Genomic DNA, 25757 nt, shown 5'->3' with positions numbered 1-25757 from the left:
CTAGCGCTGTCGTGGGAGGTCGCGCAGGGCGGCCTCCAGCTCCCCGATCCGGTCGAGGAGGTCGATCACCACGCCGATCGCGGCGTAGTTGATGGACAGTCCTTCGTGCAACCGCTGGATGCGGCCCGCCTCCGCCACCTGGGCGGGCGTGAAGCACAGCTCCCCCCTGGCGTTCCTGACCGGCTCCAGCAGGCCGAGCGCCACCAGCCGGCGCACGGCCTGCGGGTGCAGGCCCGTGGCCCGCGCGTAGGTCTCCAGGCCGAGCCACACCGGGCGAACGAGCGCGTAGCTCATGAGCGCCTCCTGGGGTCGAAGGTCGAGACGGCGGCGAGCTGCTCGAACAGGCGCCGCTCCTCGTCGGTGAGCCTGGGCGGCACCGTGATCCGTGACTCCGCGTAGAAGTCGCCCGCACCCCCGCGCGGGCCCGGCATGCCGCGGCCTTTCAGACGCAGACGGCGGCCCGTGGACGTGCCTGGCGGCACCTTCACCTTCGCCTCGCCGCCCGGCGTATCGATCGCGACCGTGGCGCCGAGCGCCGCCTCCCAGGCGGTCAGTGGCAGCGGCGCGTAGATGTCGCGGCCCTCCACGCGATAGCGGGGATGGTCGGCGATCCGCACGATCAGGTAGAGGTCGCCTGACCCGGCTCCGCCACTGCCGCGCCCGCCCTGGCCGGCGAGCCTGATCCGCTGCCCGTTCGTCACGCCGGGCGGGATCGTGACGTCCAGCCGCCTGCCTCCGGGCAGCGTGATGCTGCGGCGTCCGCCGCGATACGCCTCCTCCACGGTCAGCGTCAGCTCAGCCTCCTGGTCGGCGCCGGGCATCGGCCCCCACTGCCGTCTGCCCCGGCCACCGAACATGCCACCGAGCAGGTCCTCCAGATCGATGCCTTCCTCCGTGCCGAAGCCGGAGCCCTCGGCGCCGGTCGAACGCCACGGGCCACCCCCGGCCCCCGCGCCGGCCCGTGCACCCGCCCCTGCCCGGCTGCGTGCGCGGGCCCAGTCCGCGGGATCGACGTCGGGCGGCACCTGGCGGAACTCGTGCCCGAACGCGTCGTAGCGGCGACGCTGCTCAGGGTCGGAGAGCACGCTGTAGGCCTCCGAGATCTCCTTGAACCTGTCCTCGGCGCCGGGATCCTTATTGACATCAGGGTGGTAGGCGCGTACGAGCTTGCGGTAGGCCCGCTGAATCTCGTCGGCGTCGGCGTCCCGGTCGACGCCGAGCACCTCGTAGAAGTCCCGGCGTTCGGCCATCACGCCACCTTCTTCGCGACGGCCACGATCGCCGGCCTGAGCTGCCGCTCGCCGTCGCCGTACCCGGGCCTGAGCACCTCCACCACGGTGCCCGGATCGACGTCGTCCCGTTCGACTGTCGTCACCGCCTCGTGGCGTGCCGGGTCGAACGGCACACCGGTCTCGTCGTGACGGGGGTACCCGAGCTTGTTGAGCAGCGTGACCGCCTGGTCACGTACCGCTCGGACCCCTTCAAGGACGGCGTCCGCGCCGCCCTCGCCACGGACCGCGTGGCTGAGCGCGAGTTCCAGGTTGTCCAGGACGGACAGCCACTCGGCCGCCACCTTGGACCGCTCTTCAGCCCTGATCCGCTCGGCGTCGCGGGCGATGCGCTTGCGCAGGTTGTCCAGCTCCGCGACCGCCCGCAGCCACCGGTCCTCCAGCTCTGCCAGCCTCGCGTCAGTCTCCGCGGGCGCGGCGGTCTCCGCAGGAGACCGTTCACCTGACGTTATGGCCGTTTCGGCCTGGTCCTGGGTCTCGGATCCGTGCTCGTTCATGTCACTCGGACTCCGAGGTCGTGAATTCGGCGTCGATCACGTCCTCGTCGCTGCCGCCGGGGGCGCTTTCCGTCCTGCTCTGGGGCGGCACGCTCGCCCCTCCGCCCGCGGCGGCCCCGAGTCCGTGATAGACCTGCTGCAACTCCCCGCTGAGCGAGCGCAGCCGGTCCACTGGCGCCTCTTCCTTGATCGCCTGCCTGGCGTCCTGGACGAGTTGCTCCGCCCGCGCCTTCTCGTGCACGGGCACGCCGTCGCCGAGCTCCTCCACACGGCGTTCCACCTGGTAGGCGACCGAGTCCAGCTCGTTACGCGCGTCGACGGCCTCCCGGAGCCTGGCGTCCTCCGCACGATGCTGCTCAGCGTCGGCGACCATCCGCTCGATCTCCTGCTTGTCCAGGTTGGAGCTCTCGCTGATGGTGATCCGCTGCTCGGCACCGGTGTCCTTGTCCCGGGCCGAGACGTTGAGAATGCCGTTGGCGTCGATGTCGAAGGTGACCTCGATCTGCGGCACCCCCCGCGGCGCAGGCCGGATGTTCTCCAGCCGGAAGCGCCCGAGCACCCGGTTGTCGGCGGCGCGCTCCCGCTCCCCTTGCAGGATGACGATGTCGACGGCGTTCTGGTTGTCCTCGGCCGTGCTGAAGACCTCGGTACGGCGCGCCGGGATCGTCGTGTTGCGCTCGATGACCTTGGTCATCAGGCCGCCGAGTGTCTCCACGCCCAGCGACAAAGGCGTCACATCGAGCAGAACGACGTCCTGCACCTCGCCCTTGATGATCCCGGCCTGGACCGCCGCGCCGATGGCGACGACCTCGTCCGGGTTCACCGTCATGTTGGGGTCCTTGCCGTCGGTCAGCCGACGCACGAGGTTCTGTACGGCGGGCATCCGGGTCGACCCGCCGACGAGAATCACCTCGTCGATGTCGGCGGGCCTGAGCTTGGCGTCCTCCATCGCCTGCTTGACGGGAGTGATGCAGCGCTCGACAAGGTCGGCGGTGATCTGCTCGAACGTGGAGCGCATGAGCGTGGTGTTGAGGTGCTTCGGCCCCGAGGCGTCCGCCGTAACGAACGGCAGGCTGATCGTGGTCTGGGTGACCTCGGAGAGCTCGGCCTTGGCCTTCTCCGCCGCCTCGAACAGGCGCTGCAGAGCCTGTGGGTCGTTGCGCAGGTCGATGCCCTGGTCCCGCTGGAACTCGTCGGCCAGGTGGTCGACGATCCGGCGGTCGAAGTCGTCGCCGCCGAGATGCCCGTCCCCGGAGGTGGCGCGGACCTCGACCACGCCTTCACCGATGTCCAGGATGCTCACGTCGAAGGTGCCGCCGCCCAGGTCGAAGACCAGCACGGTCTCGTTGGACTTCTTGTCCAGCCCGTACGCGAGCGCCGCCGCCGTCGGTTCGTTGATGATCCGCAGGACCTCGAGCCCCGCGATGCGTCCCGCGTCCTTGGTCGCCTGACGCTGGGCGTCGTTGAAGTACGCCGGCACGGTGATGACCGCCTCGGTCACCTTCTCGCCCAGGTACTTCGCCGCATCCGCGACGAGTTTGCGCAGGACGAGGGCCGAGACCTCCTCCGGCGCGTACTGCTTGTCCCCGACCTGGAAGCGCACGGTTCCCTCGGGCCCCTCCACGACGTCGAAGGAGACGGCGTGCTGCTCGCTCTGGATCTCGTCGTAGCGGCGGCCGATGAAGCGTTTGGCGGAATAGATCGTGCCCTTCGGGTTGAGTATGGCCTGGCGGCGGGCCAGCTGGCCGACCAGCCGTTCGCCCTGATCGGTGAACGCCACCACGGACGGCGTCGTCCGGGAGCCTTCAGCGTTGGGTATCACCGTGGGGTGTCCGTCCTCTGTGGCGGCGATCACCGAGTTGGTGGTACCGAGATCGATGCCGACTGCCTTCGCCATTTCTCGCTTCCCCCTCGCACTCCCTTTCGGGCCCTAGCTGGTCATTCCTCGGAGCAGTTCATGGGCTTGGGCCGCATGCTCGGACTCGACGAGGACGTCGTACCTGTCGGCGACGAGGGCGCTCTCGGAGATGAAGTCCCGCTGACCGCGCAACATCGCGTGCGAGATCAGGCCGAAGACCGCTCCAGCCACCGCACCCCACAGCAGCCCCCACAGCACCAGGGGCAATCCGGCTGTGGCCGTGGTGGAGAAGATCGCCAGGAACAGGCCGATCAGGACTCCGAACCATGCTCCGCCCGCCGCGCCCCAGCCGGCCGCCCGTAGGTGGGTCATGCGCGCGAGCACCCGCTCCATCGAGTGCAGGCCGGTGCCGACGATCAGTGTTCCGCTCACAGGGAAGCCGTGATCGGACAGGTGGTCGACGACCTTTTGCGCCTCCTCGTAGCTGCCGTAACTTCCGATCAGTTCGCGTTGGGCCATGATGGGGCCTGACGGCGCGACCGACACGGCTCCTCCTTCCGCCCAGGCTGAGCCTGCGCCGTGGGCACGGTGATGGTTCTCCGCTCGTCCTTGCTTTCGAGCCTTCCGCACGCTTTTCGCGGCCACATCCCCCAGATGGGTAGTCCTCGTCGTGCTGACGCGGCTCAAGCGCGCCTGCCGCCTGACGGCGGGTCGAAGCCGTCCCGTGTCTGCTCCGCCGCGAGCCGCGCGAGCTCGACCCGGGATTTGATGCTCAGCTTGCGGAAGACCTGCCTGAGGTGGAACGCGACCGTGTGGACGCTGATGAACATCTGGTCGGCGATCTGCGGGTTGGTCCGGCCGTCCGCCGCGAGCAAGGTGACAGCGTGCTCGGTCTCGGTCAGGCTGTCCCATCCGGAGACCGGCCGTTCGGCGTAGCTCCAGTGCCGGTGGCGTACCCCCATGCCGCGCAGCCTCCGGCGGATGCGCGCGGCGTCCCTCGCCGAGCCGAGCGCGTCGTACGTGCCCAGGGCGCGCTGCAGGCTCTCTGCGGCCTCCACAGCTTGTCCGGCGGCGAGCAGCTTGCCGAGGTCCTCCTCGGCGGAGGCGCGCGCCCATGCGTCCCCGGCCCGCCCGGCGGCCAGTGCCAGCGCTTCGCGATCCCCGTCGAGCAGGCCCCGGGCATGTGCCGCGGCGGCGCCCAACGCGGGGAACTCATGATTGGCCTCGCCGAGCGCCTCTGCGGCGGCGACCACGGACTCGGCCGCCGCCCGGTCGTCGGTGCCCAGGGCGACCCGGACCATCCAGGGGCCGGCTCCGGGCTCCAGAGTAAGCAGCAGCGGGCAGGCCAACTCGGCCAGCAGGTTCATCGCGCTGGCCGGCCCGTCACGGGCCTCCGCGACCTGCGCGGTCAGCAGGGCGTGCCGCAAGCGTGCCTCGGCCGCTCCCTCGGGCTTGTCCCCAAGATGATGCGCCGCTCCCTGCAGGTCGCTGCGCCGCAGCGCGACGGCGGCGAGAACCGCACAGGCTGCCGCGACCGACAGCGGCGTGTTGAGCGCGCCGGCCAGGTCCAAGGCCCGCCTCGCCTCGGTGACCGCGTCGTCGAAACGGCCCGCGAGCAACTCCAGGCGGGCCTCCAGCGCCGAGGCGTCCGCGGCCCAGGCCAGATGACCCTCGCCGAACATGTCCTTGCGCGCCTGGCGGAGCATCGCCCGCCCCTCGTCCAACCGATGGACGTCGATGAGCACACCGGCTGCGATCAGGCAGGCCTCGTAGCGGCGTTCCGTCGGAGAGCCGGCCCCGTGGGGCCGGCAGGCGCTCTCCGACAGGGCCAGCGCACCGGACAGCCTGCCCTCGCGCCGCTCCGCGATGGCCAGGGCGACCAGCGCGGCACTCCTGGCCCCGGGACCATAGCGCTCTTCGCCGTCGATGATCTCCTGGGCGTACGCCCGCGCGGTGCCGTCGTCCGTCAGGCGCGCGGTGGCGTACAGCTGCACCTGGGTCGCCCGCTCGCGTACGTGTCCGGGCAGACCCGGGACCGCCAGTACCGTTTCAGCCTCGTGGAGCGCCTCGTCGCGCCGGCCGGTCAAGTACATCGTGTCCGCCAGCAGGCAGCGCAGTTCGGCTGAGCCGTACAGGGAGTCGTGCCCGGCGAGGCGGCTGCGTACCATCTCCTCGGCCTCGTGGAGTCGTCCACTGGCGATCGCCGCGTCTATGGCGGTGGAGGCGGGGCCGGTGAGCAGGCGAGCCGGCGCCGCTCTCTCGGAGCTCATGAGAACGCCGGACTGGTCGAGCAGCGTCTGCCGTACCGACGAAGGGATGCCCGCGGCGACGATGTCCGCGACGAGTTCGTGACGGAAAGTCAGGCCGTGCTCGGTCACGATCAGGATGCCGGCGGCCGTGGCCTCCTCCGTGGCTGGGAGCAGCGCGGCCGGCGTGGTGTCGAGCAGCGCCGCGGCGTGCTCCAGCGACAATGAGCGGCCGAGCACGGCGATCGTCTTCACCAGGCTCCTGGCCTTCGTGCTCAGGGGGTCGATCCAACCCCGCACCACGATTCGCAGCCGGCTGGGCGTGCGGGCACGCGCCGCTTCCCGCAGCAGCCCTTCCTCGCGCAGCCCCGCGAACAGCTCCGTGAGCAGCAGCGGATTGCCACCGGCGCTCGCCGCCAGTGCCTGCGTCGCCGGGTCGGACGACCTCCCGAGGGTGTCCTCGGTCAGCGCCGCGACCGCGGCCGGGGACAGCGGCGCGAGCGTCATCCTGTCGGCCCCTTCCCGCTCCAGGATGTCGAACAGCGACACGGCCTGGCACGCGTGCGGTGCGGTCGAGCGGGACATCAGCCAGCTGATGGGCCTGTCGGCCAGCAGCCCGTGCAGGGTGTGCAGAATCCGCAGCGTCGCCGGGTCCGCGCGTTGCAGGTCGTCGAGCGCGGCCAGCACAGGCCCCATGGTGAGTCGCTCGAGGCCCACGCGCAACCGCTCCAGGACCAGCGGGCCGAAGCGGGTGGAGACGTCGTCGCCTTCCGGCTCGGACCGCAGACCGAGGGCCTCCAGCAACATGCTGCACGGGGCGAGCTCGCCCAGCTCCTCCACCCTGCCGTGCAGGACCCCGATCCCGCGTTCGGACGCCTCAGCGATGGCGTCGGCGAGCAGCCGGCTCTTGCCCGACCCCGGCTCTCCGTCCACCAGCAGTGTCCCGCCTCCACCTTGCCGCGACCTCCGCAGCAAGCCCTCGACGTGACGCCATTCATGATCGCGTCCCCGCATGATTCCCTCCCACGGAGCGCCTGCCACGACAGAAAACGGCAAATCCCATGCCCATTGAGATCTTTCGTTTCTGGCGTGACACCTACCTGGCTGGGGGATGCGGTACGGCTGGCGGCCGAGCACCGTGCCGGTCAAGGCCCATCGCAAAGGAGTTCCTCGACCGCGTCTCAGGCGAGCTGGCCTTCGAGCTCCAGGAGAGCGAGGAAGACCTGGTCCAGAAGGTTCTGCAAGCGCTCAGAAGGCACATCAGCGATGGCGAGTGGGAGGACGTGAAGTCCGCCATGCCGAAGGATCTGACCTCGATCCTGCCCTGAGCCACCTCGAACTCCGATCGGCGACACACCGGCCGGGGTCCTGCGGCTGCGGGGGCTCGTTGGGATGCTGGAGTGATGAGGTTCGCGTCCAGGGGAAGCGCGGGGAGGCGCGTCATGTCGGTGCGCCGCGTGCTCGCATCCCTGGGAGTCGGGGTCGTCATCGCGGCTGGTGCCTGGCGTCTGGGGGCCCCGGAGTTGTCGCCGCTGCTCGGCTGGGGTGTGGCCGCGACGGTGGGCCTGGTCTGGGTGTGGCTGATCAGCTGGCCCAAGGATCACCAGGAGACCAAACGGCTGGCCAAGGAGGAGGGCGACGCACGCTCCACCGACACCGGCGTGCTGATCGGCGCGGTGGCCAGCCTGGGGGCGGTCGCGCTCGCGTTGGTCCGCACTGCCAGTCACAACCCGCTGGCGACGGTCTTGGTCATCCTGAGCGTGGTGACGGTCGTTGTGTCGTGGGGCCTGGTGAACACGGTGTTCGCCTTCAAGTACGCCCGGCTCTACTACGTGGACGAGGACGGCGGCATCGACTTCGCGCAGGACGATCCGCCGGCGTACAGCGACTTCGCCTATCTCGCCTTCACGATCGGTGTGACTTTCGGCCTCACCGACGATCGCGTGGTCAGCACGCACATTCGTAAGGTGGTCCTCGGGCACGCTTTGCTGTCCTACTTCTTCAACACCGGCATCCTGGCCGTGGCCATCAACCTCGTCACCGACCTGGGCCAGTAACCCATGGTCACCATGACGCCGGGCTGCGATCAGCTGCCAGGGCAGGACCTGAGCTGGGCAGATCATGGACAGCGCCGCACAGGACCGGGAGATTCACACGTGCCGGACCGAGGGTAGAGGCCACCCTGTACGACGGTCCCAGCACACAGCATCAATCCCAGGTATGGCTCATGAACAACCCAACGGACAGATCAGGTGCGCCCGGACCTCCGTCTGCGGCCGAAGCCGTGGCACACGAGGTCGCCCACACGCCGGGTAACAGCAGGCTGCTGGCCATCCTGGTCTCTGCCGAGCACGGGATCCTCTACCTGGTATCGCTTGCGCTGCTGGCTTTGGGCGTCGGCATTCTCGTCCTGCTGACCCTCACGATCGTCCAAGGAGGGGCATCCGGTGCGGAGAAGATCATCGTCATCCTGGAAGAGCTACTCCTCGTACTGATCGTCATGGAGATCTTCGTGACGGTGCAGACCCACCTCGCGGGCGGCCGCCTGCAGCTGGAACCGTTCATCATCGTCGGCATCATCGCGATCATCCGGCACCTTCTGTCGGTGGTCGTCCGGCTGACGGTTTCGGTGAACCCGACAGAGAGCCGCCAGCAGCTCACGGAGCTTGTCATCTATGCGGGAAGCGCCTTCATACTGGTGGCGGCGCTGGCGCTGGCGCGATGGTCGCGGCTGCGGCTCACCCCGTCCGCCGCCGGGTCCAGTGCTTCCGGATGACGGCTGACCGATCCTCGCCGTCAGCCGTCTTCCCTCCGAATCTGGTCCGGCCGCTTGTCCAGAAGCAGGCCGCGCCAGCTCGGATGCCGCAGACGGCCGAGGTGGTGCTGACGGCGACGGCGTCCATGGATCTGGCGGTCAGGCCCGAGAACACGGTACGAGGTCGCAAGGGAGTGTGGTGGCTGGGCATCTTCGTCCAGCCGCTGGGTCCTATCGTTCACCTGCTGTGGGGCGCAGCGGCTCCCACCGCGCCATGTGAAAGCGGCTTCGCCCTGCGCACGGCCTCGGGACGAACGCGGCCCTACGGGCGGCCGGCCTTGTCCAGGTGTCGTTCCGGTTCGTCCGTGGCCGGGAGGGGCAGGCGGCGGATCGCGATGATCGCGGCGTCGTCGTGGAGATGCCCGCCCGTGTACGTGCGGAGATCGTCGCGGAGCCGCTTCAGCAGCCCTTGCGGCGTCTCCTGCGTCCAGGAGGCCATCCGCTCGGCCAGCGGATAGAAGACGCCCGCCGCATCGCGGGCCTCGCTGACCCCGTCGGTGTAGAGCAGCAGGAGATCACCCGCGCCGAACCGGAACGAGAAGACGGAGGGCTCCTGATCGGAGAGTTGTCCGAGGCCGAGGGGAGGGGAGGGAGGATCAGACGTCAGCGGGGAGACGCGGCCACCATGGATTAGCAGCGGCGGCGGGTGACCGCAGCTCACCATGCTGAGCAGGGGCTCGTCGTCGGCGATGTCCAGCGCGACCGCGGTGACGAAGCTCTCCTCGCCCTCCTGACTCCCCTCGGGAAACTGGTACGGGCTGAACTCGGCGCTTTCCTCCAGATCGGCGACGAGTTCGGCCAGGGGCAGGCCCCGGCGGGCGGCCTCGCGGAACGCGCCGACGAGCGCGGCGGCGTCGGCGATGGCGGGCAGGCCCTTGCCGCGGGCATCGCCGATGATGAGGCGGGTGGCGCGCTCGGTGCGCACGGCGCCGTACAGATCGCCGCCGATGCGGGCCTCGGCCGCGGCGGCCAGATAGACGCCGGCGATCCGGAGCGGGCCGAGCACCTCGGGCAGTGGCCGCAGCAGGGCCAGCTGCGCGGCTTCCGCCACCGAGCGCACCTGCGCCAGGACCCGTCGCTCCCGGTCCCTGACCAGGCAGAACAGCACCACGAACACGGAGACCACGGCCATGGCGACCAGCTCCGCCCTCATGCCGTCGGTCCCCAGCGATCCGTTACGGAAGCCGATCAATGTCTCACCCGCGATCGCGAGCAGCGCTACCACGCCGGTGAGCCACGCTCCGTCGAACGACGCCGTGATCGCGGGCGCCGCCACCAGCAGGGCGCCGAAGTGGAAATGGCTCGGGGACAGCAGGTCCGCGGCCATGATCACCAAGATCATGCCCAGCGGGATGGCGGACAGCGCACGATTCCGCATCACCTGCCGCGCCCGCACATGTGGATGTCCCCCATATGCCACACCCTCTGTTTACACGATACGAAGTGGGCACTGAGCTGCACATGGCAGGACTTGGGGGCCTGCTGGCACTCCTTCTACCCTTGCAGTTCCAGTCCACCGCGTCCCGCCAGGGATCGGCCCCACCAGAGGGTTGCCATTCCGGGTGGGTGAGCCCGGTCGCGGTGATGTCGATGAGCCGATCGAGGATCACGGGGTACAGGTCGGGATCGGTCAGCCGGTCGCGGTGCAGCGGCATCATGAGGACGGCCTGCAGGACGCCGACGATCACCTCAGGATCGTCGGCGACGAGGTCGTCGGCGTGTTCGTGCCGGTACGCGGTCGGCGCGGTGACCGGATTGACCGGCGAGGCGGTCACCTGCCCGATGTCCAGCTTCCTCCGCACCGCCTCCATCTCCTCGGGCTGCGTCAACAGGCGGCGGTAGAGGAGGTTGCCGTCCAGCTCGGCCGGCGCGGCGTGGAGAAAGGCGCGGGCCATGCGCATGTATCCGTCGGACTTCGAGGCCGCGCCGGAGCCGATCCGGTACACGCTGCGCGCGGCGCGGCTGGGCGCCGCAGTGGTGGCGCCGTCCGCCCCGATGCTCGGGGTGAAGCGGCTGGCGATCCCCGACCTGATGGCCGAGCTGGAGGGGCCGCCGTCGCGTGACGCGGCCGGCCGGACCGCCACCGGAGGGCTCAGGCCGGCGGCGGTTTGGTCTCCGCGCTCTCCAGCCGCCGCTTGGACCCCCGCACCTCGTTGCGGACGTCGGCGGGCAGCCGACGGCGCAGGGCCGGCTCCAGCAGCCAGCGCAGGAACGGGGCGAAGTCGATGGAGATCGTGCGCCGCACCCGGGAGACGCCGTCCGCGACGGCCTCCGCCTCGAAGGAGGCGCTGAAGCGGGACAGCAGGTGGTTGAGCCGGTTGCGGGGCAGGGGCGCGTAGCGGACGTCGACCCGCCGGCCGGGGGTCAGGCGCATCTGGGAGACGAGCTTGGGCGCGGGGCCCGGGATGCCCGGCAGCCGGGGGCGGAACCTGAACTCCACGATGTCGCCGACGCGACGCACCCAGTCGATCGGGCCGATCTTGTCGTCGATCTCCGCGTAGCGCTCGGCGTCCATCACGAAGTCGAGGTATTCCTGCGGCGTGCAGCGGATGGTCTCTTCCACGATCACTTGAACCATAGAAAGAGAGTACTCTCTCACTATGGCGAGAACGACCCCGGGCGTGACCCGGGAACGCATCCTGGACGAGGCCATCCGGCTGTTCGCGCGGGACGGCTACGACGCGACCTCGGTGACCGACATCCAGCGCGCCTGCGGCCTGGCCGGCGGCTCGGGAGCGCTCTACAAGCACTTCCCCTCCAAGAAGGCCCTGCTGGAGGCGGCCGTGCGGCGCAACCTGGACACCATGGCGCGCCGGAGGGCGCAGGTGGTGGAGCACGTCCCTGACGACCCCCGCCAGGCGCTGCGCCTGATGGCGGACGCGGTGTGGAACGTGATCGACGGCGACCGGGACCTGGTGCGCATCATGCTGCGCGAGTTCACCGCGTTCCCGGAGATCTTCGAGCCGATGTGGCAGGGCGTGCTGGCCACCCTCTACCGCGAGTGCACCGTCTGGATCGAGGCCCAGCGGGCGGCGGGTGTGGCCGAGGCGGCCGACCCGGAGGCCACGGCCGCCGTGCTCATCTCGTCGCTGACCTACTTCCCGCTGCTGCGCATTCTCATCGGCCACACGCCGGGCGACCTGGACCGAGAGACGTTCCTGACGGCGTGGGCCGGCCACGCGGCCCGCACGCTCGCCCTGCCGGACGAGTGAGCCGGACGAGTGAGCCGGACGAGTGAGCCGGCGGGTCCACGCACGTGGCACGGATCCTCGGCAAGCTCGGCGTCGCCACCCGCACCGAGGCCGCCGCCCGCGCCCGCGACACCGGCCTGCTCGACACCTGACACGCTGGACAGCCACCCGACCCGGCGGGCGACTGCGCCCTCATCACCATGGACGGCAATACCTGCCCTGCCAGTGGTGATCGGCCCTAACGGAGCGCCGGCGGTCCCGCGTACTGGGACCGACCGGAGGAGGACGAGAGATCCGTCGAAGGACGGCTGCGCGCGCAGGGCGCCGTATCGCTCGTCCCAGGCGCCGGAGCGCAGATCACGGCGGAGGAGATCGACGTACTGCTCGGCCACGTCCTCGGGGACGAAGCTCCAGGCCGAGTTGGCCCTGCGGGCACCGGGGTCGAGCAGCAGTCCCGGCCGGGCATAGTACGCCTCGCCGAAGCCGTCGCGGCAGTCGATGGGGCTCGGCACCGCCTCGACGGTGACGTGCCCGCACAGGGCGTCGGCGATGTCGGCGATGGGCGGATACCGGCGGGTCTCGGTGTCGAGGACGAGCGGGGCGTACGCGTACAGACGGAAGTCCCTGACCCGGTCGGGGTCGTAGGTCAGGACGATGACGGGACCGCGCGCCACCCGCCGCATCTCGCGCAGCCCGGCCCTGAGATCGCTCCACTGGTGCACGCTGAACGTGGTCATCGCCGCGTCGAAGTGTCGTCGGCGAAGGGCAGGGCCGCAGCCGTCGCGTCGATCGCGGCGGGCAGTTGCGCGGGCCATGGCTGTCTCGTTGCCGGTTTCGGGGGTGGACGGGTTGCGGCGGGCGCGCCCCAGGCCCTCGACTCGTCCGCCTCCTCCGGTGATCGATGCCGCGCGCACGAACGTGTCGTCTCCGTCTTCGGTGACGAGGACCTGCACGGTCCACTGCTTGGGCCCGTCGCCCTCACCACGAACGGCCCGGCACCGGCGAGCCGGCGAGCTCGCTGATGTCGCGTTGCGTGACGACGGCGAGTTTGTCGGCGAGGTCGGCCAGCGCGCGCGAGGCCGCCAGTTCGTCGCCGATCTCCGGCACCGACGGGTCGGTCGGGTTCCGCCGGGCGTGTCCTTCGCCTGTCAGGCGGTCCTCGCCATCCCGGTTGGACAGCACCGCTCGGGCGTACGTGTGGTCGCCCTCCTCGGTGAGATGAATCTGTACGGTCCACTTCTTGGCTTCCATCGTCGTCCCCTCCATCGCGATGGGTGCGTCTACCCCCATCCCACTCCTCCACCTGCCCATAGGGCAGGGGCGAACGCCCTTATCTCGCTGCCGCGCGGGCGAGACGTCCTTCGATTCGAAGCAGCCTGGGATGTTCCTGCCAGCTGAGCCGCATGCTCCTCCGTCACGTACGGTGCCAGCGGATGCCGAGCACGGAGGCGGTCACCAGGACGGCGCCGGCGATCATCACGATGACGGAGCCGCCCACCGCGCCGCCGGTCCAGTGCCAGATCGCCTCGGGGACGGCGACGGTGAACCCGATGACGCCGGCCACGAGCAGCACCCAGGCCCGTTCCCGCCGGTACAGCAGCAGGCAGGCCACCGCCACGGCCGCCGTCATCGTGTACGCCCACACCGTCCCGGCATCCTGCTGCCCGCCGACCAGGGCGATCACCGCGCCGAGCCCCAGCCCGAGCGGCCGTTGCCCGATCACGCCGGCCAGCACCAGCGCCGTCCACACCACCCCCAGGACGACCAGCGACAGGCCGGCCGCCAGAGCAGAACCCCCGGTGAGGTCGTCGGCGAGCGACCCCACGGTCAGCGCGGCGAAGAACGCGCACGCCAGGGCGAGGGGAGCGGTGCGCGCCAAGGCGTACCCCAGCACGCCCACCAGCAGGCCCGCGGCGCCCGCGATCGCGGAGACGTCCACGAGCTCGGCGGCGGCCAGCGCGGCCGTGACCGACGCCAGCGCCATCGACACCGACCCGGTACGACTCCGCGCCGTCACGGCGCGCTCCCATGACCGGGCGCCCAGTTCCGGCGGCGAGGTGGCCCGCTCCCGCGACCGGGCGCCGAGCTCCGGCGGCGAGGTGGCGCGCTCCCGCGGCTGGACGCCGAGCAGGATGATTCCGGCGGCCAGCAGCGCGACCGTGGCCGCCAGCAGGATCGCCACGTGCGCGACCTTCGACAGGTCAGCCCACGACGTGGCCACCAGGGAAAGGGCGCCGGCCAGGACGAGGCCGCCGCCGACGTACCCGGCCACCTCCGCCCACCGCGCCCGCGCCGGCACCGCGCTCTCCCGGAGCGCCTCGCGCACGGCCATCGCCTGTCCGGCGGAGAGCACGCCGTCGCGGACGAGCCGGGCCAGCGCTTCGTCGGGTGTGCCGGGCATCGGGCCCTCCTTCACGTGCGACCTTGTCAAGGCCCCTGCCCCAGGTCGCACGGCACCCACCGGCAGCACGACGTTAGGACGTGTCGATGAGCCGATCGAAGGACAGACCGCTGGACCCCTCGCCGCGGCCGAGCCCCCGGCGGGCGCTGAGCCAGACCGACACCCGGCCGTTCCGCCAGCGGGTGCGGTTGAAGGCCAGAGTCAGGCGGGTCCCGGACGGCGTCACTTCCTCCTCGTGCACGAAGTATGGCTGTCCGGCGTCGAGCCCTTCGCGCAGCAGGCTCGTACGAGGCCGCACCAGCCGCCCGTCCACGGCGTCCGGCATGGCGGCCCGCTGCAGCCGGACGGCCCGGTTGCCGCCAGGGACGTGGACCGGGATGAAGGGGATCCAGTTCTCCGGGACACTGCTCATGGCCTGATAGGCGATGGGAGCACGTGCCGGGTCCGCAGGAGGGACAGGACGGAACCGCTGCCGGTGCGCGAGGATCTCCGCGACGACCTCGCTGCCCCGCCGCCCTTCGCCCGTAGGCAACCGGACGACCTTCTCCAAGCCCCAGACCATGTTGGCGTTCTCGTCCCGGATGAGCGACACCTCCTCCAGGACCGGCCCCTCGGCGACCTTGGGCACGGTCGGCGGCAGGAACATGGAGGTGTCGGCCGCGACGTCCTCCGTGCCGATCGTGTCGAGGGTGAACATCGACCACCGCTGCCAGTCCTCGTCCTGCCCGGCGCCGGCGGGCGTGATCCACAGCCGCTGCCCGAAGACGTCGGTGACCGCGAGCCCTCGGATGGCGGCCAGCGTGCCGGCCGGCAGGTCGCAGGGCAACTGGAGCCAGTCGTTGCTGTAGACGAGCGCGAACTCCAGGAAGATCAGCCGGGCCAGGTCCGTGCGGTCGGGCTGGACGCCGGCGAAGTTGGTCCGCCCGTCCTCGACGGCCCACCAGCGCGGCAGCGGCATGCCGGAGTAGCGGACGGGCGCGGGGAAGACGGTCCGGTTGATGGGCTGGTGGGCGGGGGCCGTCCCGCCGAGGGGGCCGGTCGGGTCGACGGAGAACGCGTGCCAGTCCAGGTGCCCGCCGGGATACTCCTGCGCCGTCAGCACCTTCTCGCCGCCGGTGGATGCGGCGGCGATGGAGAAGCGGTGTTCGAGCCGGGAGGCGTCCCACGCGGAGTCGGCGCCGGGCTGGTCGAAGAGCCCGTCGAACCAGCGGACGAGGTACGCGCCGAGATCGGCCAGCTGCGGGCGCACCAGGAGCGTGCCGGAGATGCCGTCCCAGGCGTTGCCGCCGTTCTTCAGGTGCCGGTAGAACGCGTACCCGTCCATGCGGCGGTCCGCGACGGCCTGCAGGTACGACCAGACCTCCGCGTGGGCGGCGCGCGGGGTGTCGGCGTCGGCGTCGGGGTCGGGCGCGGCGATCCGGTACTTGCTGACGTAGTCGTCGCGCAGGTGCTGCACAGCCAGGTGCCGGCCGAGGAGCTTGAGCCAGCGCCGCCCGATGATCAGGCGCAGGTCGTAGGAGACGGGATCGGCTCCGGCCGCGAACGGCACGGCACGCCGTTCGGCCAGCGCCTCCAGCGGCCGGTCGCCGGGAAAGTCCTGGGGCGAGCCCGGCCCGGCCCGGAAGCGGGAGGGGGTCGCGGTGGCGACGGAGTAGGTGGCGGTGACGGCCGTACCCGCGTCAGAGCCGCGGAACTCGCCGAGCTGCCACTGCCGGGTGAGCAGCCACAGCGGGTCGCGGACCTCGGCGCGCAGGGCGCGGTCGAACGCGGCGGTGCGCGGCCTGCCCTCGATCCTGTTCCACAGGCCGACGGTGGGGAAGGCGCGGTCGGTCAGCGCTTTGCGCAGGTCCTCGATGCGCGGCGGCTCAGCCATGGGACTTTCCTCGCAGGTTCGAGATCGCGAGATCGGTGCTGATGGTGATCGGCTGCCGGGTCGCCGACAGCACGGTCGCGGGGAGCAGGTGGGCGTACGCGGTGCCGTCCAGGTGCCCTGGTTCCACGGCGCGCGTCCTGGCCAGGTCGAGGGTCTCCGTGATGGCGGCGATCACGTCGTCGCCGTTCCAGGCGCCCGTCCTGGCCGGTGGGGTGACGAGCAGCATCGCCTGCGGCGGCTCGGAGCCGGGATTGTCGTAGTGGAGGGTGATCGCGGTGGTCTCCTTGTCCGCCGGGATGACCTCGGTCCATTCGTCGAGCAGGAGGCCGCTGTGCAGGTTGCCGCCCAGCAGCGGTTCCGGCGCGTAGTGCGCGGTGAACAGCAGGCGGTCCTCGTCGACCGCGGCGCCCGGCGCGAACGTCATGCCGAGCCAGGTGTCGTTCTGGCGATAGGGGAGCTGGATGGGCACCAGCTCGGGTTCGTCCCAGCCGAGCAGGTCGCCGAGCAGGCCGCCGGGGCCGCGCAACGCGTCGGCGATGATCACGGCCTGCTCCCACAGCCGGGGCTTGTCCCGTACGCGGGCGATCCCGTGCAGCCAGTCGTCCACGGGGACGTCCCGCCTGGAGTCCTGCACCAGATGGCTCAGGAGCTTGCCGCTGTCGTTGCGGGCCTTCTTCCAGTCGGTGTGGAGCTGGGCGGGAGCGGTGAACTCGGGCACCACCAGGACGTCGTCGCCGAGCATGGCCCGCAGCGCGTCGGTCACGGCGAGCACGCGGTCGGGGCCGGTCACCGCCTGGTCGTAGGCGTCCAGGGCCTTGCCGCCGGCCGCGAGCCGCTCGACGACCTCGGCGTGCAGCGCCTGGGCGCGGGCGAGCAGGTCGGCGCCGAAGGCGACGGCCCGGTCGTGGAAGGGGGTCAGGTCGAGGCCGGTCCGGTCGAAGTCGGTCAGCGGCAGGAGCGCGGCGACGTCGGTGAGCAGGCCGCTGAGCGTCTTCCTCGCCGTCTTGGCGATGTTCCGCAACGCGGTCAGCCGGGTGTTGAAGGCCGAGCGCCTGGAGCCGACGATCGTGCGCAGCTGGGCGGGCGTGGCGGGGCGCGGCGTGGCCGGTTTGGTGGTGAGCAGCCATTCGGCGCGCTGCAGGAGGCGGAACCGCTCGTCGGCCGTCGCCGACGACGGCAGCCGGTCGTAGGCGGCGATCAGCTCGTCGGCCGCGGCGAGGGACTCGCCCATGCGGACGGCGGTCGCCGCCACCTCCTCCAGCACCTGGCGGAACATCGTGCGCCGCCACAGCGTCATCTCGCCCCAGCCGCTGCGGACCATGCCGAACCCGCCGGCGGTGGAGATCAGGTTCGCGTACCCGGTCAGGAAGGTGTCGATGCCGTTGACGACGGCCGTGCGGTTCGGCTCGGCGGGCGCGGGCGGGAACAGGGGGGACAGGGTGGCGAGGTAGCCGGCGGTGTCCTGGCGCAGCCGGTCGAGCGACGTGCGCACGGCGGCGGGCCGGTTCCTCGGCAGATCGACGGCGGTGTCGATGGAGCGGTCGACGGGCTGCGCGCCCGCGGCGGGCAGCAGGTCCGTCGGCCGCAGCGGCCGTGAGGTGGTGATCAGCGAGCGCAGCGCGGTGACGAGCGGCGAGATCTCGAAGAAGGTCAGCTTGCCGGGCACCCGCTCGGTGTGGTGGATGGTCAGCTCGGTGTCGGGCCTGGGCTGGTCCTTGGCCACGACGACGGCGATGATGCGGTCGTCCAGGTCGGTCATCGCCGCGTCGTCCTTGGGCTTCGCGCCCCACAGCAGGTCGATCGGCTGGAGTTCGAGGTCGAACTGGGTGACCGTGCGGCTGCGGGGCCGCTGGTCGACGGGGTCCTTCCAGCGGACCACGGCGGCCACCTGCCCCTGGGGCGGCAGCAGCTTGGGCAGCCAGGCGTTGATCGCCGGCTCGGCCTGGGCACGCGGGCCGTTGCCGCGGAAGAGCCCCGACCCGTGCTCCGGTCCGAGCCCTGAGGTCAGCTTCAGGCCCAGCCGGTGGGTCAGCGTGACGCCGCTGCGCGGGGTCCGCACCACGGCGGGATCGGGCGAGAACCCCTCCTTGGCGTACGCGTCGAGCGTCGCGCCCGCCCGTTCCGGGTTGCCCGCCAGCGTCTGGTGGGCGGCTTCGGCCACAGCCAGGTCGGCCAGCGCGTCGTGGATGCCGAGCAGCCGCCGCACCTCCTCGTTCATCGCCTTCGCCTGGGCCTCGCTCGCGTCCGGCAGGCCGCTCGCGCCGAAGGGGTACTCGGGGAAGGCAGGCGGACGGGTGGCGCGCTGGACCAGCGCGAGGCCGTCGATGACCGAGCGGGCCTCGATGAGCTCCAGGGGGGTGCCGGGTTCCGCGTCGGACAGCTTGCCGGAGCGCAGCGGGAACTCCCCGCGCAGCGCCTCCAGGAAGACGTCCAGCTCGGCGTCGGGGTGGCGGTCGTGCAGGGCGCGTTCGAAGCGCCGGCCGAGCAGCGCGCCCAGCGACTGGCCCTGCCGCAGCCCGTCCAGGAGGTCGAGCGCCACGCGGACGCGATCGGAGCTGAGGTTGACGGCGAAGCAGGTCGGGTTCTCCGGCGAGCCGTTGGCGATGTAGCCGGCGCGCAGCACGGCGGCGGTGGTGGCCTGGGCGGGCGACGGGGCATGGATGTAACCGCCGTTGGCGGCGTCGTGCATCAGCGGCGCCGATCCCGGCGGCTGGAACAGCGTGGCGAGGCCGCCGGTCAGCTGCACGGGGGTGAGCGCCTGGTCGCGCGGCCGGACGTCCTCCAGCCATCCGTACGCGCCCAGATGCACGCCGCGTCGCGCGGGGGAGCCGCCGTCGGGGCCGTAGCGCAGCTCGAAGAGCCGCTCGTTGACGAGCCCGAGCCGCCAGGCATCCAGCCGGTACGTGGCGCAGTCGAGATGCTCGGCCACGACCCGTTCGAGCCGCGCGGTGGGCACGTCCGCCAGCACGTCGAGCGCCGCCACCTGCTCGGCCAGCTCCCTGGTCGCCGGGTCGGCGGCGGCGAGCGCGTCGGGGACGAAGTCGACGACCAGCTTCTCGGGATCTCCCGTGATGTCCGCGTCCGGCGCGTACAGCTTGCGGAAGCGGCTCTCGCTCTGCGCGGCGGACTTCTTGATGTGGATGAACGGCGGATCGGCAGGCGAGACGGTCTCGCCCTCGGCGGCGGCCAGCCCGCGCGCGGCGTCCTCCCAGCCGAGCAGGACGGCGTGCCGGAGCAGCAGGTAGAGCAGCGCGGCCGGGCGCCGGTCGTCGGCGAAGCCCTGCTCCAGGCGGATGTCCTCCAGGTCGGTGCCCGCGAGGTCGGCCAGCCACCGCAGGTAGTTGCGGCCGTCCTCGAGGGAGCCGCGCACCGGCTGGGTCTCCGACAGGGGCCGGTCGTCGATGAGCGGGCCGAGCAGCGGGTACTGCTCCTCGACGAACAGCCGCCTGATCAGGTCGGGGTCGGGTGCCGACGCGCCCGTATGGCCCAGTCTGCGCAGCAGGTCGCGGATCGGCTGCGGCATGTTCAGCTGGCTCAGCGCGGGGACGACCTGGGGGCCGTTGCCGCTGAAGTTCTCCCGGTTGTAGACGTCCTCGACGCTCTGGGCGTAGCGCTGGAAGTACTCGGCGGACGTCGGGTGCAGGGCCAGGATGTCCAGCAGCGTCTGATGCGGGTCGGTGACGGGCCCGTGCGGGTCGGGGAACGCGCCGAGGTGCGGCACGTCCTGCGCGGCTGACCGCCAGTCCTCCGCCGCGGCGGTCAGCAGGGCGTTGAGCCCGCGCCGGTGCGTCGCCGTCGCGGGCCAGGCCATCCGGGAGAACGCGGTCGTCGGCAGGATGCCGTACGGTTGCCGCCCGATCTTCACCGCGGGCACCGGGCCGCGCCCGGAGACGTACCGGACGAAGAAGGCGCGCGTCTCGCTCACCACCTGCGGCGGGATGATCGGATGCAGCATGGTCCGGAGGTACGAGCCCCAGGTCGCGGGCCACAGGGCGATGTTCGCGGCGCGGGCCTCCCGCTGGTCGGTGCCGTCGGCGTTGGCCGCTCCCGCGAGCACGGCCGGGTCGATGCCCAGGAGTTCGGCCAGCCACTGGCCGTCGGTCTTGTCCGTCCAGCCGGCGGGCGCCGCCTGCGCGGTCGCCATGAAGGCCGCGCGCCGCACGGCGTCGGCCTCCTCCGTGACGTCCTGACCGGCGTCGGCCTGTTCGCTGTTGTTGGTGGGGGTGCCCTGGGGCAGCAGGCCGAACCCGGTGGAGCCGCGCAGGTGCCGGGTGATCAGGTCGCCGAGGTCGGCGGCGGTCTGCTGGGGTGTGGCGCTCTCCCGTACGCCGAAGACGATCAGCCGGTCGAGCCCGCCGCGGAAGTCGTCACGCAGCGGGATCCTGATCCCCATGCCCACCGCGATCGCGGCGTCGAAGTCGGTCAGCCAGCGCAGGTCGGCGGGGACGTGAAGCTGGCCGGTCACCTCGTTGATCTTCGGTTTGTCGGCGGAGGAGGGGTCGGGGCTCACGGTCAGCGCGGCGGGGATCGGCCCGCCGAGCTCGGAGAAGACCGTCTCGCCGCCCGCCTGGCCGATGAAGGTGAACCGGTCGGGCAGCAGGCGCGCCTTCGCCGCCTGCGTCCACGATCGGGCGGCGACGTCCGCCGGTGGAGGGGCGGGCAGCACGAGGAAGGCGACCAGGACGGCGTCCCCTGGCGGATCGTCGACGCCGATCGGGCGGCGGCGCCGGATCGTCTCGGCGCGCGTGGCGCCCACGGACGCCAGCAGGGCGGTCTCGGCGGCGAGGAGCTGCACCCGATCGCCGCGCGCCCGCCAGACCGCGCTCCAGTACGTGATCGTCGGCTGCCGGTCACCGGCCGCGACCGGCGCGGGGGTCACGACGACGAGCACGGTCGTGCCGGGCTGCACCCCGGCGGGCTGCTCGGCCGGATTGGCCGGCCTGCGCGACTGCACCAGCCAGCCGGCGCGGCCCGCCGGAATCCGTCCGGTCAGCTCATGCCAGGCGGCGCTCTCTGCCGCCGGATCGCCTCCGGCCCGCCACACGGCGATCCAATAGGCGTCGACCGCGGCGACCTCCGCCGTCGTGGGACGCGGCTCGAACGCGTCGATCGACCACTCGTCGGGGAACACGCGGATGAGCAGCTCGGTGGCGGTGAAGCGCGTCTCGATCCTGACCGGCCCGAGAAGGAGCGGGAAGTCGTCACTGAGCGTCAGCGCCGCGCGCGGGTCGGAGAGGGTCACGGCAGCATCTCCTGAGCGTGTACGGCCATCAGCACCGGCGCCTGGAACAGGATGTACGCGACATCCGCCGAGCTCAGCGCCCCGTGCCAGAGCGGCAGGGACAGATCCTCGACGTGCTGGAGGCGTTTCTCCTCATCCGCCACCGGGTCGTCGAACTCACGCAGCACGACAGGGGCGGTGGCCTCGTCGAGCTGGATGAACCCGGTCCCGTTCGGGTCGAGGTCGGGCCACGACAGGTCGTTCCACACCTCCACCCGCGACGGCTGCTCGGCGGGAGCGACGTCCACGCCGAACCGGGGCTCCCCGGGACGCTCCTTGATGACGAAGAACCATCCCGCGCGGCCCGGGGCCGGCTCGCCCTTCGCCGCCTTGGCCGTGAGGTCGAAGCCGAGCAGGTAGATGTCGGGGTCGATCTTGGCCTCGTACAGCGGCAGCCGGATCTCCTCCAGCGACGGGTTCGCCGGGTCGACCGGTTCGACGGGCACCCGCTCCTTCGCCGGATCGGGCTGGGCGTCGCTGGGCTCCCATCGCGCCCGGTGGGCGTAGATCGCCGCGTTCGGGTACTTCTTCAGCAGCTCGCCACGGATGACCAGCACCAGCTCCTCTTCCGCCCCGCCCTTGTCCCGGTGGTCGTGGTCGCCGAGCTTCGACTGCCTGGTCCAGCTCGCGATCGGCGGGATGTCGTACAGCCGCTCGCGGCGCTGCTCGGGCGTCTCGCCCTGGAGCGGCCGCACCGCGCGGACGTCCCAGAACTGCCGGAACGGCGTGCCGCGCTGGTCGGTGGGGTATTCGCGCCACAGCAGCTCGCGGGCCATCTCGTGGTTGAGCCCCACCATGTACGACTCGATGAACTCCTGGTTCGTCTCCAGCAGGCTGATCGAGTTCGGCGGCACCTTGTGCAGGTTCGGCACGAACAGGTCCACCGACTGCTCGACCAGCGCCTGGTACATGGGCAGGTCGAAGACGGGATAGGCCATCGCCTCCAGGAAGCGTTCGGCGAACGGCGCCAGCCGCTCCGGCAGCCGCACCGAGCTGAGGAGCTGCCGGGGCACGGTCTTGTCGGCGCGCAGGCCGGTCAGCATCGCGTCCGTGGCGTCGGGGACGTCGAGCTTGACGCGTTCGCCGGCCTTGCCGCCCAGGGCGGCCTCGTCCCACGCCTCGTACAGCTCGCGCAGCGCCTTCTTGAACTCCACCGCCTCGGCGCTGTCCGGGCCGCCGGGGGAGGGGACGAACGAGTCGCCGGGCATCGTCAGGACCCAGTTGCTGCTCGTGGGGAGCCGGTCCACAGGGTGGGTTGAGTCCGCCACGGCGGGGCCGGGCGGATGAAGGTGCAGGTCGAGCTGGGCGGGGGTGACGACGGCGGCGGGCCGCGTCTTGGGCGGGGCCGCGGTGACGCCGCCGGTGTCCTCGTCCATCCTCGGCACGAGCGCCTCCGGCGGCAGCTCCGGGCTGAACGGCAGGGTGCGCATCAGCCGCGAGCCAGGCCGGGTGATGCGGCGCATCGGCGCCGACACCGGCGCGGACGTGACCCGGCTCTCCGCCACCCGGAACCCGACGGCGAGACCCTCCTCGACGGAGGTCGCGGCGGCGAGGCCGGAGGCCGTCGCGGGCGTGACCACCCGGGAGTGGGCCGGGGCGGTCAGGATGAGCGACCTGCCGGACGGCGCCGCCTGCGCGCGCAGAGCGGTGGGCGGCGGCACCAGATGCTTGCCGTGCAGCGTCTCGCCCACCTCCCTGGCGACCTGCGCGGCCCGGATCCTGGCGTTGGCCGCCAGGACGTCCCCGACCTGCGCCCACGCCGCCGCCATGAACTCCTCCTGACGTTTCCTGACGACCTGCGCGCCCAGGTTCGCCGCCACCCGGAACCGGGGGTCGAGGTTGAGCCGGTGCACCCAGTTGCGGTCGTCCGCGATCGGGGTGCCGTCACGTTCGGTGAGCAGCCGGGAAGCCGGCGCGTGCCAGCGGCCGTACAAAGGTGGCGTGATGACCGGGTCGGGCCCGGTGGCTTCGGTGGGCAGAGCGTTGTGTGCCGAGACCGGGTCCTGCCGCAGGTAGTCGTCGGCGAGGTTGATCAGCCCGGCCAGCGCCTGCTGGAAGGGGTGCGGATAGGTGAAGCCGAGCTCCTGGAGGTCGTCCCATGTGTCCCAGATGTCCGCCGGCCGCTCGGGCACCCGCAGGGCGCCGCCCAGCTTCAGCACTCCGCCCAGCTCCGCCGGCACGGTGATGCCCGGCAGCCCGGCGCCGGGCGGCCGGTGCACGTCGAGGTCCCGGCGGCCGACGCTCTCGTCCAGCGGCTCCTTCGGCACGAGCAGCCGGACGAGGTACTCGAAGTCGCCGGCGCTGCCGGTGGAGAAGAACCACCGGTGGTAGTACGGCAGGTCGCCCGCCGCCTCCTGCCCCGGGTACGTCTGGCTCCACGCCGGGTGCAGGGCGCCGGGCGCACGCGCAGGGTCCAGCCCGAGGCCCGCGAGCCGTCCCGTCTCGAACGCCGGCACCAGGAACGCGTGGTAGGCGGTGTTCGGTTCGAGGCGTCGCGGGCAGATGAGCCGGGAGCAGGCGCGGTCGGCGTTGACGCCGAGGATGTGCCGCAGTGCGGGCAGGACCCTGGCCATGTCGTCGGAGGCCACCGGCGTGTCGAGCGAGCCGTCGACGTGGACGTGCGCCCATGCCCCCAGCTGAGCGGGCGGCGGCAGCGCGGCGGGTTCGGTGACCGTGATGAACGGCAGCGGCCGGCCCGTGGCGGTGCCGTCCTTGAACTCGGCGCCGTCCACCGCCGCCGAGTCCTCCCCGCCGGCGAGCACGATCAGCGCCAGCCAGGGCCGCAGCCGCCTGGTGGCGGCGTCGGGCGCGGCCGGGCTGTAGCGCCAGGGGAAGTCCTCGTCGTAGAACTCGACGTGCGCGAGGTAGTTGGGCTCGACGTTGGTGATCCACGGCCGCGGCTCGGTACGGGAGATCGCCCGCGGATCCACGCCGGCCACGTCCCCGGGGCCGTAGATCTGCACGGTCCGCGACACGTCGCGGCTGATCGGGGCCGCCGAGCCGATCGCCTCGCCGCTCACCCGCAGGGTGACCGGGATGGTGGCGCGGGACGTGCCGGCCGGGTCGGTGGTGATCCTGGTGGCGATGCCCGACCTCAGCCAGGGCAGGAAGGTGTAGGCGTTGTCGGTCATGGGGTGCCTTCGAGGTCGAAGATCTCCGCGCTCGCCGTCAGCTCCTGCGCGCCGGGCTGCGCGGCCGCGATCCCGGACCGGACGACTCCGCCGGCCACCAGCACCAGCTTGTCCGACAGCGGAACCGCCGCGAACGCCCATCGGCCCGTCGCCAGCCCGCCCGCCGGCGCCCAGCCGCGGGTGGCGGCGTCGTAGACGGCGGCGCTGGCGAAGCCGACGTCGTTCTGGGCGTTGTCGCCGCCGCCGACCACCAGCACCTTGTCCGAGCCGAGCGGGACCGCGCGGTGCAGCGCGCGCCCGCCTGGCAGGTCCTGCACGGCGGTCCACGTCCCGGTGTCCTGGACGTACAGCTCGGCGCCCGCCCGGCTGAACGGGTCGAACGTGCCGTCGCCCGGCCCACCCGGCGCACGCCCGCCGGTGACCAGCACGTTCGCGCCTCCGGACAGCGCCGTGGCCTGGTGCCAGGCGCGGGGCGCGAGCAGCGCGCCGGTCGGCGTCCAGGTCTCGTCGTCCGGGTTGTAGAGCTCGCAGTAGGCCAGGGCGGCGTCCTCGTCGCGGGCGATCGGCACGGTGCCGCCGGCGACCAGGACCCGGCCGTTGGCGAGGACCACCGCGGGGTGCCCGCTGCGGGCGTCGGTCATGTCGGTGGTCTCGGTCCAGGTTCCCTCGTCCGGGTCGTACAGCTCGGCCGTGCGCAGCGCCTTCACCGACTGCCCGGAACGGAGCGTCGTGCCCCCGGCGACCAGGACCTTGCCGTCCACCAGGACGGCGCTGTGGCCCCACCGGGCGCCCTTCATGGCTCCCGTGCTGGTCCACTCCCCGGACTCGGGGTCGTAGATCTCCGCCGCGGCCAGGCCGGGTGCGGGGAACTGCGCCGATCCGCTGATGCCGCCGGCGACCAGGACTCTGCCGTCGGGCAGCAGGGTCGTGGTGTGCAGCCGCCGGGGTGTGCGCAGCGAACCGGTGGCCGACCAGGTGCCGTCCTCGGGGTCGTAGAGCGCGGCCTGGCCGAGCGCGGCGGACGAGCCGTCCGCGCCGCCCGCGACGAGGACCTCGCCGGTGCCGAGCACGATCGCGCCGTCGTGCCGGCCGTACCACGCGGCGGCGGCCGGCAGCGCGCCGGTGTCGCGCCATTTCCCGGTGGCCGCCAAGATTGTGCTGGTCATGGCTGGCAG

The 25757-nt window shown here is 71.9% G+C and carries 19 protein-coding genes and 1 pseudogene; 5 read left to right on the top strand and 15 right to left on the bottom strand.

The window, feature by feature from the left end; genetic code table 11:
* The 6 genes from ABZW11_RS12815 to ABZW11_RS12790 all read right to left on the bottom strand — a co-directional run bounded on the left by ABZW11_RS12815 (window position 1) and on the right by ABZW11_RS12790 (window position 6904).
* Window positions 1–294 (bottom strand): chaperone modulator CbpM, encoded by a 294-nt coding sequence (locus ABZW11_RS12815; RefSeq protein WP_355415729.1) that lies wholly within the window; start codon window positions 292–294, stop codon window positions 1–3.
* Window positions 291–1250, bottom strand: a complete 960-nt coding sequence (locus ABZW11_RS12810; protein ID WP_355415727.1) for a DnaJ C-terminal domain-containing protein — start codon at window positions 1248–1250, stop codon at window positions 291–293. The genes ABZW11_RS12815 and ABZW11_RS12810 overlap by 4 nt, the downstream gene beginning before the upstream one ends.
* The gene (locus ABZW11_RS12805; RefSeq protein ID WP_355415725.1) at window positions 1250–1786 is read right to left on the bottom strand and encodes a nucleotide exchange factor GrpE; all 537 of its coding nucleotides are present in this window, start codon (window positions 1784–1786) and stop codon (window positions 1250–1252) included. Before ABZW11_RS12805 ends, ABZW11_RS12810 begins: the two co-directional genes overlap by 1 nt.
* A gap of 1 nt (window position 1787) precedes the next feature.
* A complete protein-coding gene (gene dnaK / locus ABZW11_RS12800; RefSeq protein ID WP_355415723.1) occupies window positions 1788–3683 on the bottom strand; it encodes a molecular chaperone DnaK in 1896 nt (631 codons plus the stop codon).
* Between the two features lie 33 nt (window positions 3684–3716).
* Window positions 3717–4190 (bottom strand): general stress protein, encoded by a 474-nt coding sequence (locus ABZW11_RS12795; RefSeq protein ID WP_355415721.1) that lies wholly within the window; start codon window positions 4188–4190, stop codon window positions 3717–3719.
* A 137-nt stretch (window positions 4191–4327) separates the two neighbouring features.
* A complete protein-coding gene (locus ABZW11_RS12790; protein WP_355415719.1) occupies window positions 4328–6904 on the bottom strand; it encodes an AAA family ATPase in 2577 nt (858 codons plus the stop codon).
* 47 nt (window positions 6905–6951) lie between these two features.
* Between ABZW11_RS12790 and ABZW11_RS12785 the strand changes: the two genes are divergently transcribed.
* The 3 genes from ABZW11_RS12785 to ABZW11_RS12775 all read left to right on the top strand — a co-directional run bounded on the left by ABZW11_RS12785 (window position 6952) and on the right by ABZW11_RS12775 (window position 8666).
* Window positions 6952–7218, top strand: a complete 267-nt coding sequence (locus ABZW11_RS12785; protein ID WP_355415717.1) for a DUF2267 domain-containing protein — start codon at window positions 6952–6954, stop codon at window positions 7216–7218.
* A gap of 114 nt (window positions 7219–7332) precedes the next feature.
* Entirely contained in the window at window positions 7333–7947 is a 615-nt protein-coding gene (locus ABZW11_RS12780; protein WP_355415715.1) for a DUF1345 domain-containing protein, read from the top strand.
* Between the two features lie 170 nt (window positions 7948–8117).
* Window positions 8118–8666 (top strand): phosphate-starvation-inducible PsiE family protein, encoded by a 549-nt coding sequence (locus ABZW11_RS12775; RefSeq protein WP_355415713.1) that lies wholly within the window; start codon window positions 8118–8120, stop codon window positions 8664–8666.
* Window positions 8667–8967: 301 nt separating this feature from the next.
* Here ABZW11_RS12775 and ABZW11_RS12770 read toward each other — a convergent pair whose 3' ends face one another.
* Window positions 8968–10047, bottom strand: a complete 1080-nt coding sequence (locus ABZW11_RS12770) for a PP2C family protein-serine/threonine phosphatase (protein ID WP_355415711.1) — start codon at window positions 10045–10047, stop codon at window positions 8968–8970.
* 599 nt (window positions 10048–10646) lie between these two features.
* On the opposite strand from ABZW11_RS12770, the pseudogene ABZW11_RS12765 reads away from it, so the two are divergent.
* Window positions 10647–10754 (top strand): annotated as a pseudogene (locus tag ABZW11_RS12765) (RidA family protein); the annotation flags it as partial.
* A 43-nt stretch (window positions 10755–10797) separates the two neighbouring features.
* Here ABZW11_RS12765 and ABZW11_RS12760 read toward each other — a convergent pair.
* Window positions 10798–11283, bottom strand: a complete 486-nt coding sequence (locus tag ABZW11_RS12760; RefSeq protein WP_355415709.1) for an SRPBCC family protein — start codon at window positions 11281–11283, stop codon at window positions 10798–10800.
* Window positions 11284–11305: 22 nt separating this feature from the next.
* Between ABZW11_RS12760 and ABZW11_RS12755 the strand changes: the two genes are divergently transcribed.
* The gene (locus ABZW11_RS12755) at window positions 11306–11917 is read left to right on the top strand and encodes a TetR/AcrR family transcriptional regulator (RefSeq protein WP_355415707.1); all 612 of its coding nucleotides are present in this window, start codon (window positions 11306–11308) and stop codon (window positions 11915–11917) included.
* On the opposite strand, the gene ABZW11_RS12750 is transcribed toward ABZW11_RS12755, so the two are convergent.
* The 7 genes from ABZW11_RS12750 to ABZW11_RS12720 all read right to left on the bottom strand — a co-directional run bounded on the left by ABZW11_RS12750 (window position 11800) and on the right by ABZW11_RS12720 (window position 25748).
* Complete coding sequence (locus tag ABZW11_RS12750) at window positions 11800–12849, bottom strand: hypothetical protein (protein WP_355415705.1); 1050 nt, start codon at window positions 12847–12849, stop codon at window positions 11800–11802. The two genes, ABZW11_RS12755 and ABZW11_RS12750, sit on opposite strands and share 118 nt — an antisense overlap.
* Window positions 12850–12874: 25 nt before the next feature.
* On the bottom strand, window positions 12875–13186 hold the full coding sequence (locus tag ABZW11_RS12745; RefSeq protein WP_355415703.1) for a DUF1876 domain-containing protein: 312 nt from the start codon (window positions 13184–13186) through the stop codon (window positions 12875–12877).
* Window positions 13187–13310: 124 nt separating this feature from the next.
* Window positions 13311–14297 (bottom strand): hypothetical protein, encoded by a 987-nt coding sequence (locus ABZW11_RS12740; RefSeq protein WP_355415701.1) that lies wholly within the window; start codon window positions 14295–14297, stop codon window positions 13311–13313.
* Between the two features lie 73 nt (window positions 14298–14370).
* Complete coding sequence (locus tag ABZW11_RS12735) at window positions 14371–16170, bottom strand: hypothetical protein (RefSeq protein WP_355415699.1); 1800 nt, start codon at window positions 16168–16170, stop codon at window positions 14371–14373.
* On the bottom strand, window positions 16163–21412 hold the full coding sequence (locus ABZW11_RS12730) for a hypothetical protein (protein WP_355415697.1): 5250 nt from the start codon (window positions 21410–21412) through the stop codon (window positions 16163–16165). Before ABZW11_RS12730 ends, ABZW11_RS12735 begins: the two co-directional genes overlap by 8 nt.
* A complete protein-coding gene (locus tag ABZW11_RS12725) occupies window positions 21409–24582 on the bottom strand; it encodes a hypothetical protein (protein WP_355415695.1) in 3174 nt (1057 codons plus the stop codon). The genes ABZW11_RS12730 and ABZW11_RS12725 overlap by 4 nt, the downstream gene beginning before the upstream one ends.
* A complete protein-coding gene (locus ABZW11_RS12720) occupies window positions 24579–25748 on the bottom strand; it encodes a kelch repeat-containing protein (RefSeq protein ID WP_355415693.1) in 1170 nt (389 codons plus the stop codon). Before ABZW11_RS12720 ends, ABZW11_RS12725 begins: the two co-directional genes overlap by 4 nt.
* Between the last annotated feature and the right edge of the window lie 9 nt (window positions 25749–25757).

It is taken from the genome of Nonomuraea sp. NPDC004580, assembly GCF_040609855.1.
In the GTDB taxonomy this organism is placed as follows: Bacteria; Actinomycetota; Actinomycetes; order Streptosporangiales; family Streptosporangiaceae; genus Nonomuraea; species Nonomuraea salmonea.
The sequence above is the reverse complement of the archived record's forward strand: the minus strand, read 5'-3'. Positions and strand labels throughout refer to the sequence as shown.

Bases quoted from the DNA above. Each gene is read 5' to 3' on its own strand.
- ABZW11_RS12770 (WP_355415711.1), bottom strand. From the start codon at position 10,047: ATGATCTTGGTGATCATGGCCGCGGACCTGCTGTCCCCGAGCCATTTC.
- ABZW11_RS12810 (WP_355415727.1), bottom strand. From the start codon at position 1,250: ATGGCCGAACGCCGGGACTTCTACGAGGTGCTCGGCGTCGACCGGGAC.
- dnaK (WP_355415723.1), bottom strand. From the start codon at position 3,683: ATGGCGAAGGCAGTCGGCATCGATCTCGGTACCACCAACTCGGTGATC.
- ABZW11_RS12740 (WP_355415701.1), bottom strand. From the start codon at position 14,297: ATGCCCGGCACACCCGACGAAGCGCTGGCCCGGCTCGTCCGCGACGGC.
- ABZW11_RS12745 (WP_355415703.1), bottom strand. From the start codon at position 13,186: ATGGGGGTAGACGCACCCATCGCGATGGAGGGGACGACGATGGAAGCC.
- ABZW11_RS12780 (WP_355415715.1), top strand. From the start codon at position 7,333: ATGTCGGTGCGCCGCGTGCTCGCATCCCTGGGAGTCGGGGTCGTCATC.
- ABZW11_RS12755 (WP_355415707.1), top strand. From the start codon at position 11,306: ATGGCGAGAACGACCCCGGGCGTGACCCGGGAACGCATCCTGGACGAG.
- ABZW11_RS12790 (WP_355415719.1), bottom strand. From the start codon at position 6,904: ATGCGGGGACGCGATCATGAATGGCGTCACGTCGAGGGCTTGCTGCGG.
- ABZW11_RS12775 (WP_355415713.1), top strand. From the start codon at position 8,118: ATGAACAACCCAACGGACAGATCAGGTGCGCCCGGACCTCCGTCTGCG.
- ABZW11_RS12805 (WP_355415725.1), bottom strand. From the start codon at position 1,786: ATGAACGAGCACGGATCCGAGACCCAGGACCAGGCCGAAACGGCCATA.
- ABZW11_RS12815 (WP_355415729.1), bottom strand. From the start codon at position 294: ATGAGCTACGCGCTCGTTCGCCCGGTGTGGCTCGGCCTGGAGACCTAC.
- ABZW11_RS12760 (WP_355415709.1), bottom strand. From the start codon at position 11,283: ATGGTTCAAGTGATCGTGGAAGAGACCATCCGCTGCACGCCGCAGGAA.
- ABZW11_RS12725 (WP_355415695.1), bottom strand. From the start codon at position 24,582: ATGACCGACAACGCCTACACCTTCCTGCCCTGGCTGAGGTCGGGCATC.
- ABZW11_RS12735 (WP_355415699.1), bottom strand. From the start codon at position 16,170: ATGGCTGAGCCGCCGCGCATCGAGGACCTGCGCAAAGCGCTGACCGAC.
- ABZW11_RS12720 (WP_355415693.1), bottom strand. From the start codon at position 25,748: ATGACCAGCACAATCTTGGCGGCCACCGGGAAATGGCGCGACACCGGC.
- ABZW11_RS12785 (WP_355415717.1), top strand. From the start codon at position 6,952: ATGCCCATTGAGATCTTTCGTTTCTGGCGTGACACCTACCTGGCTGGG.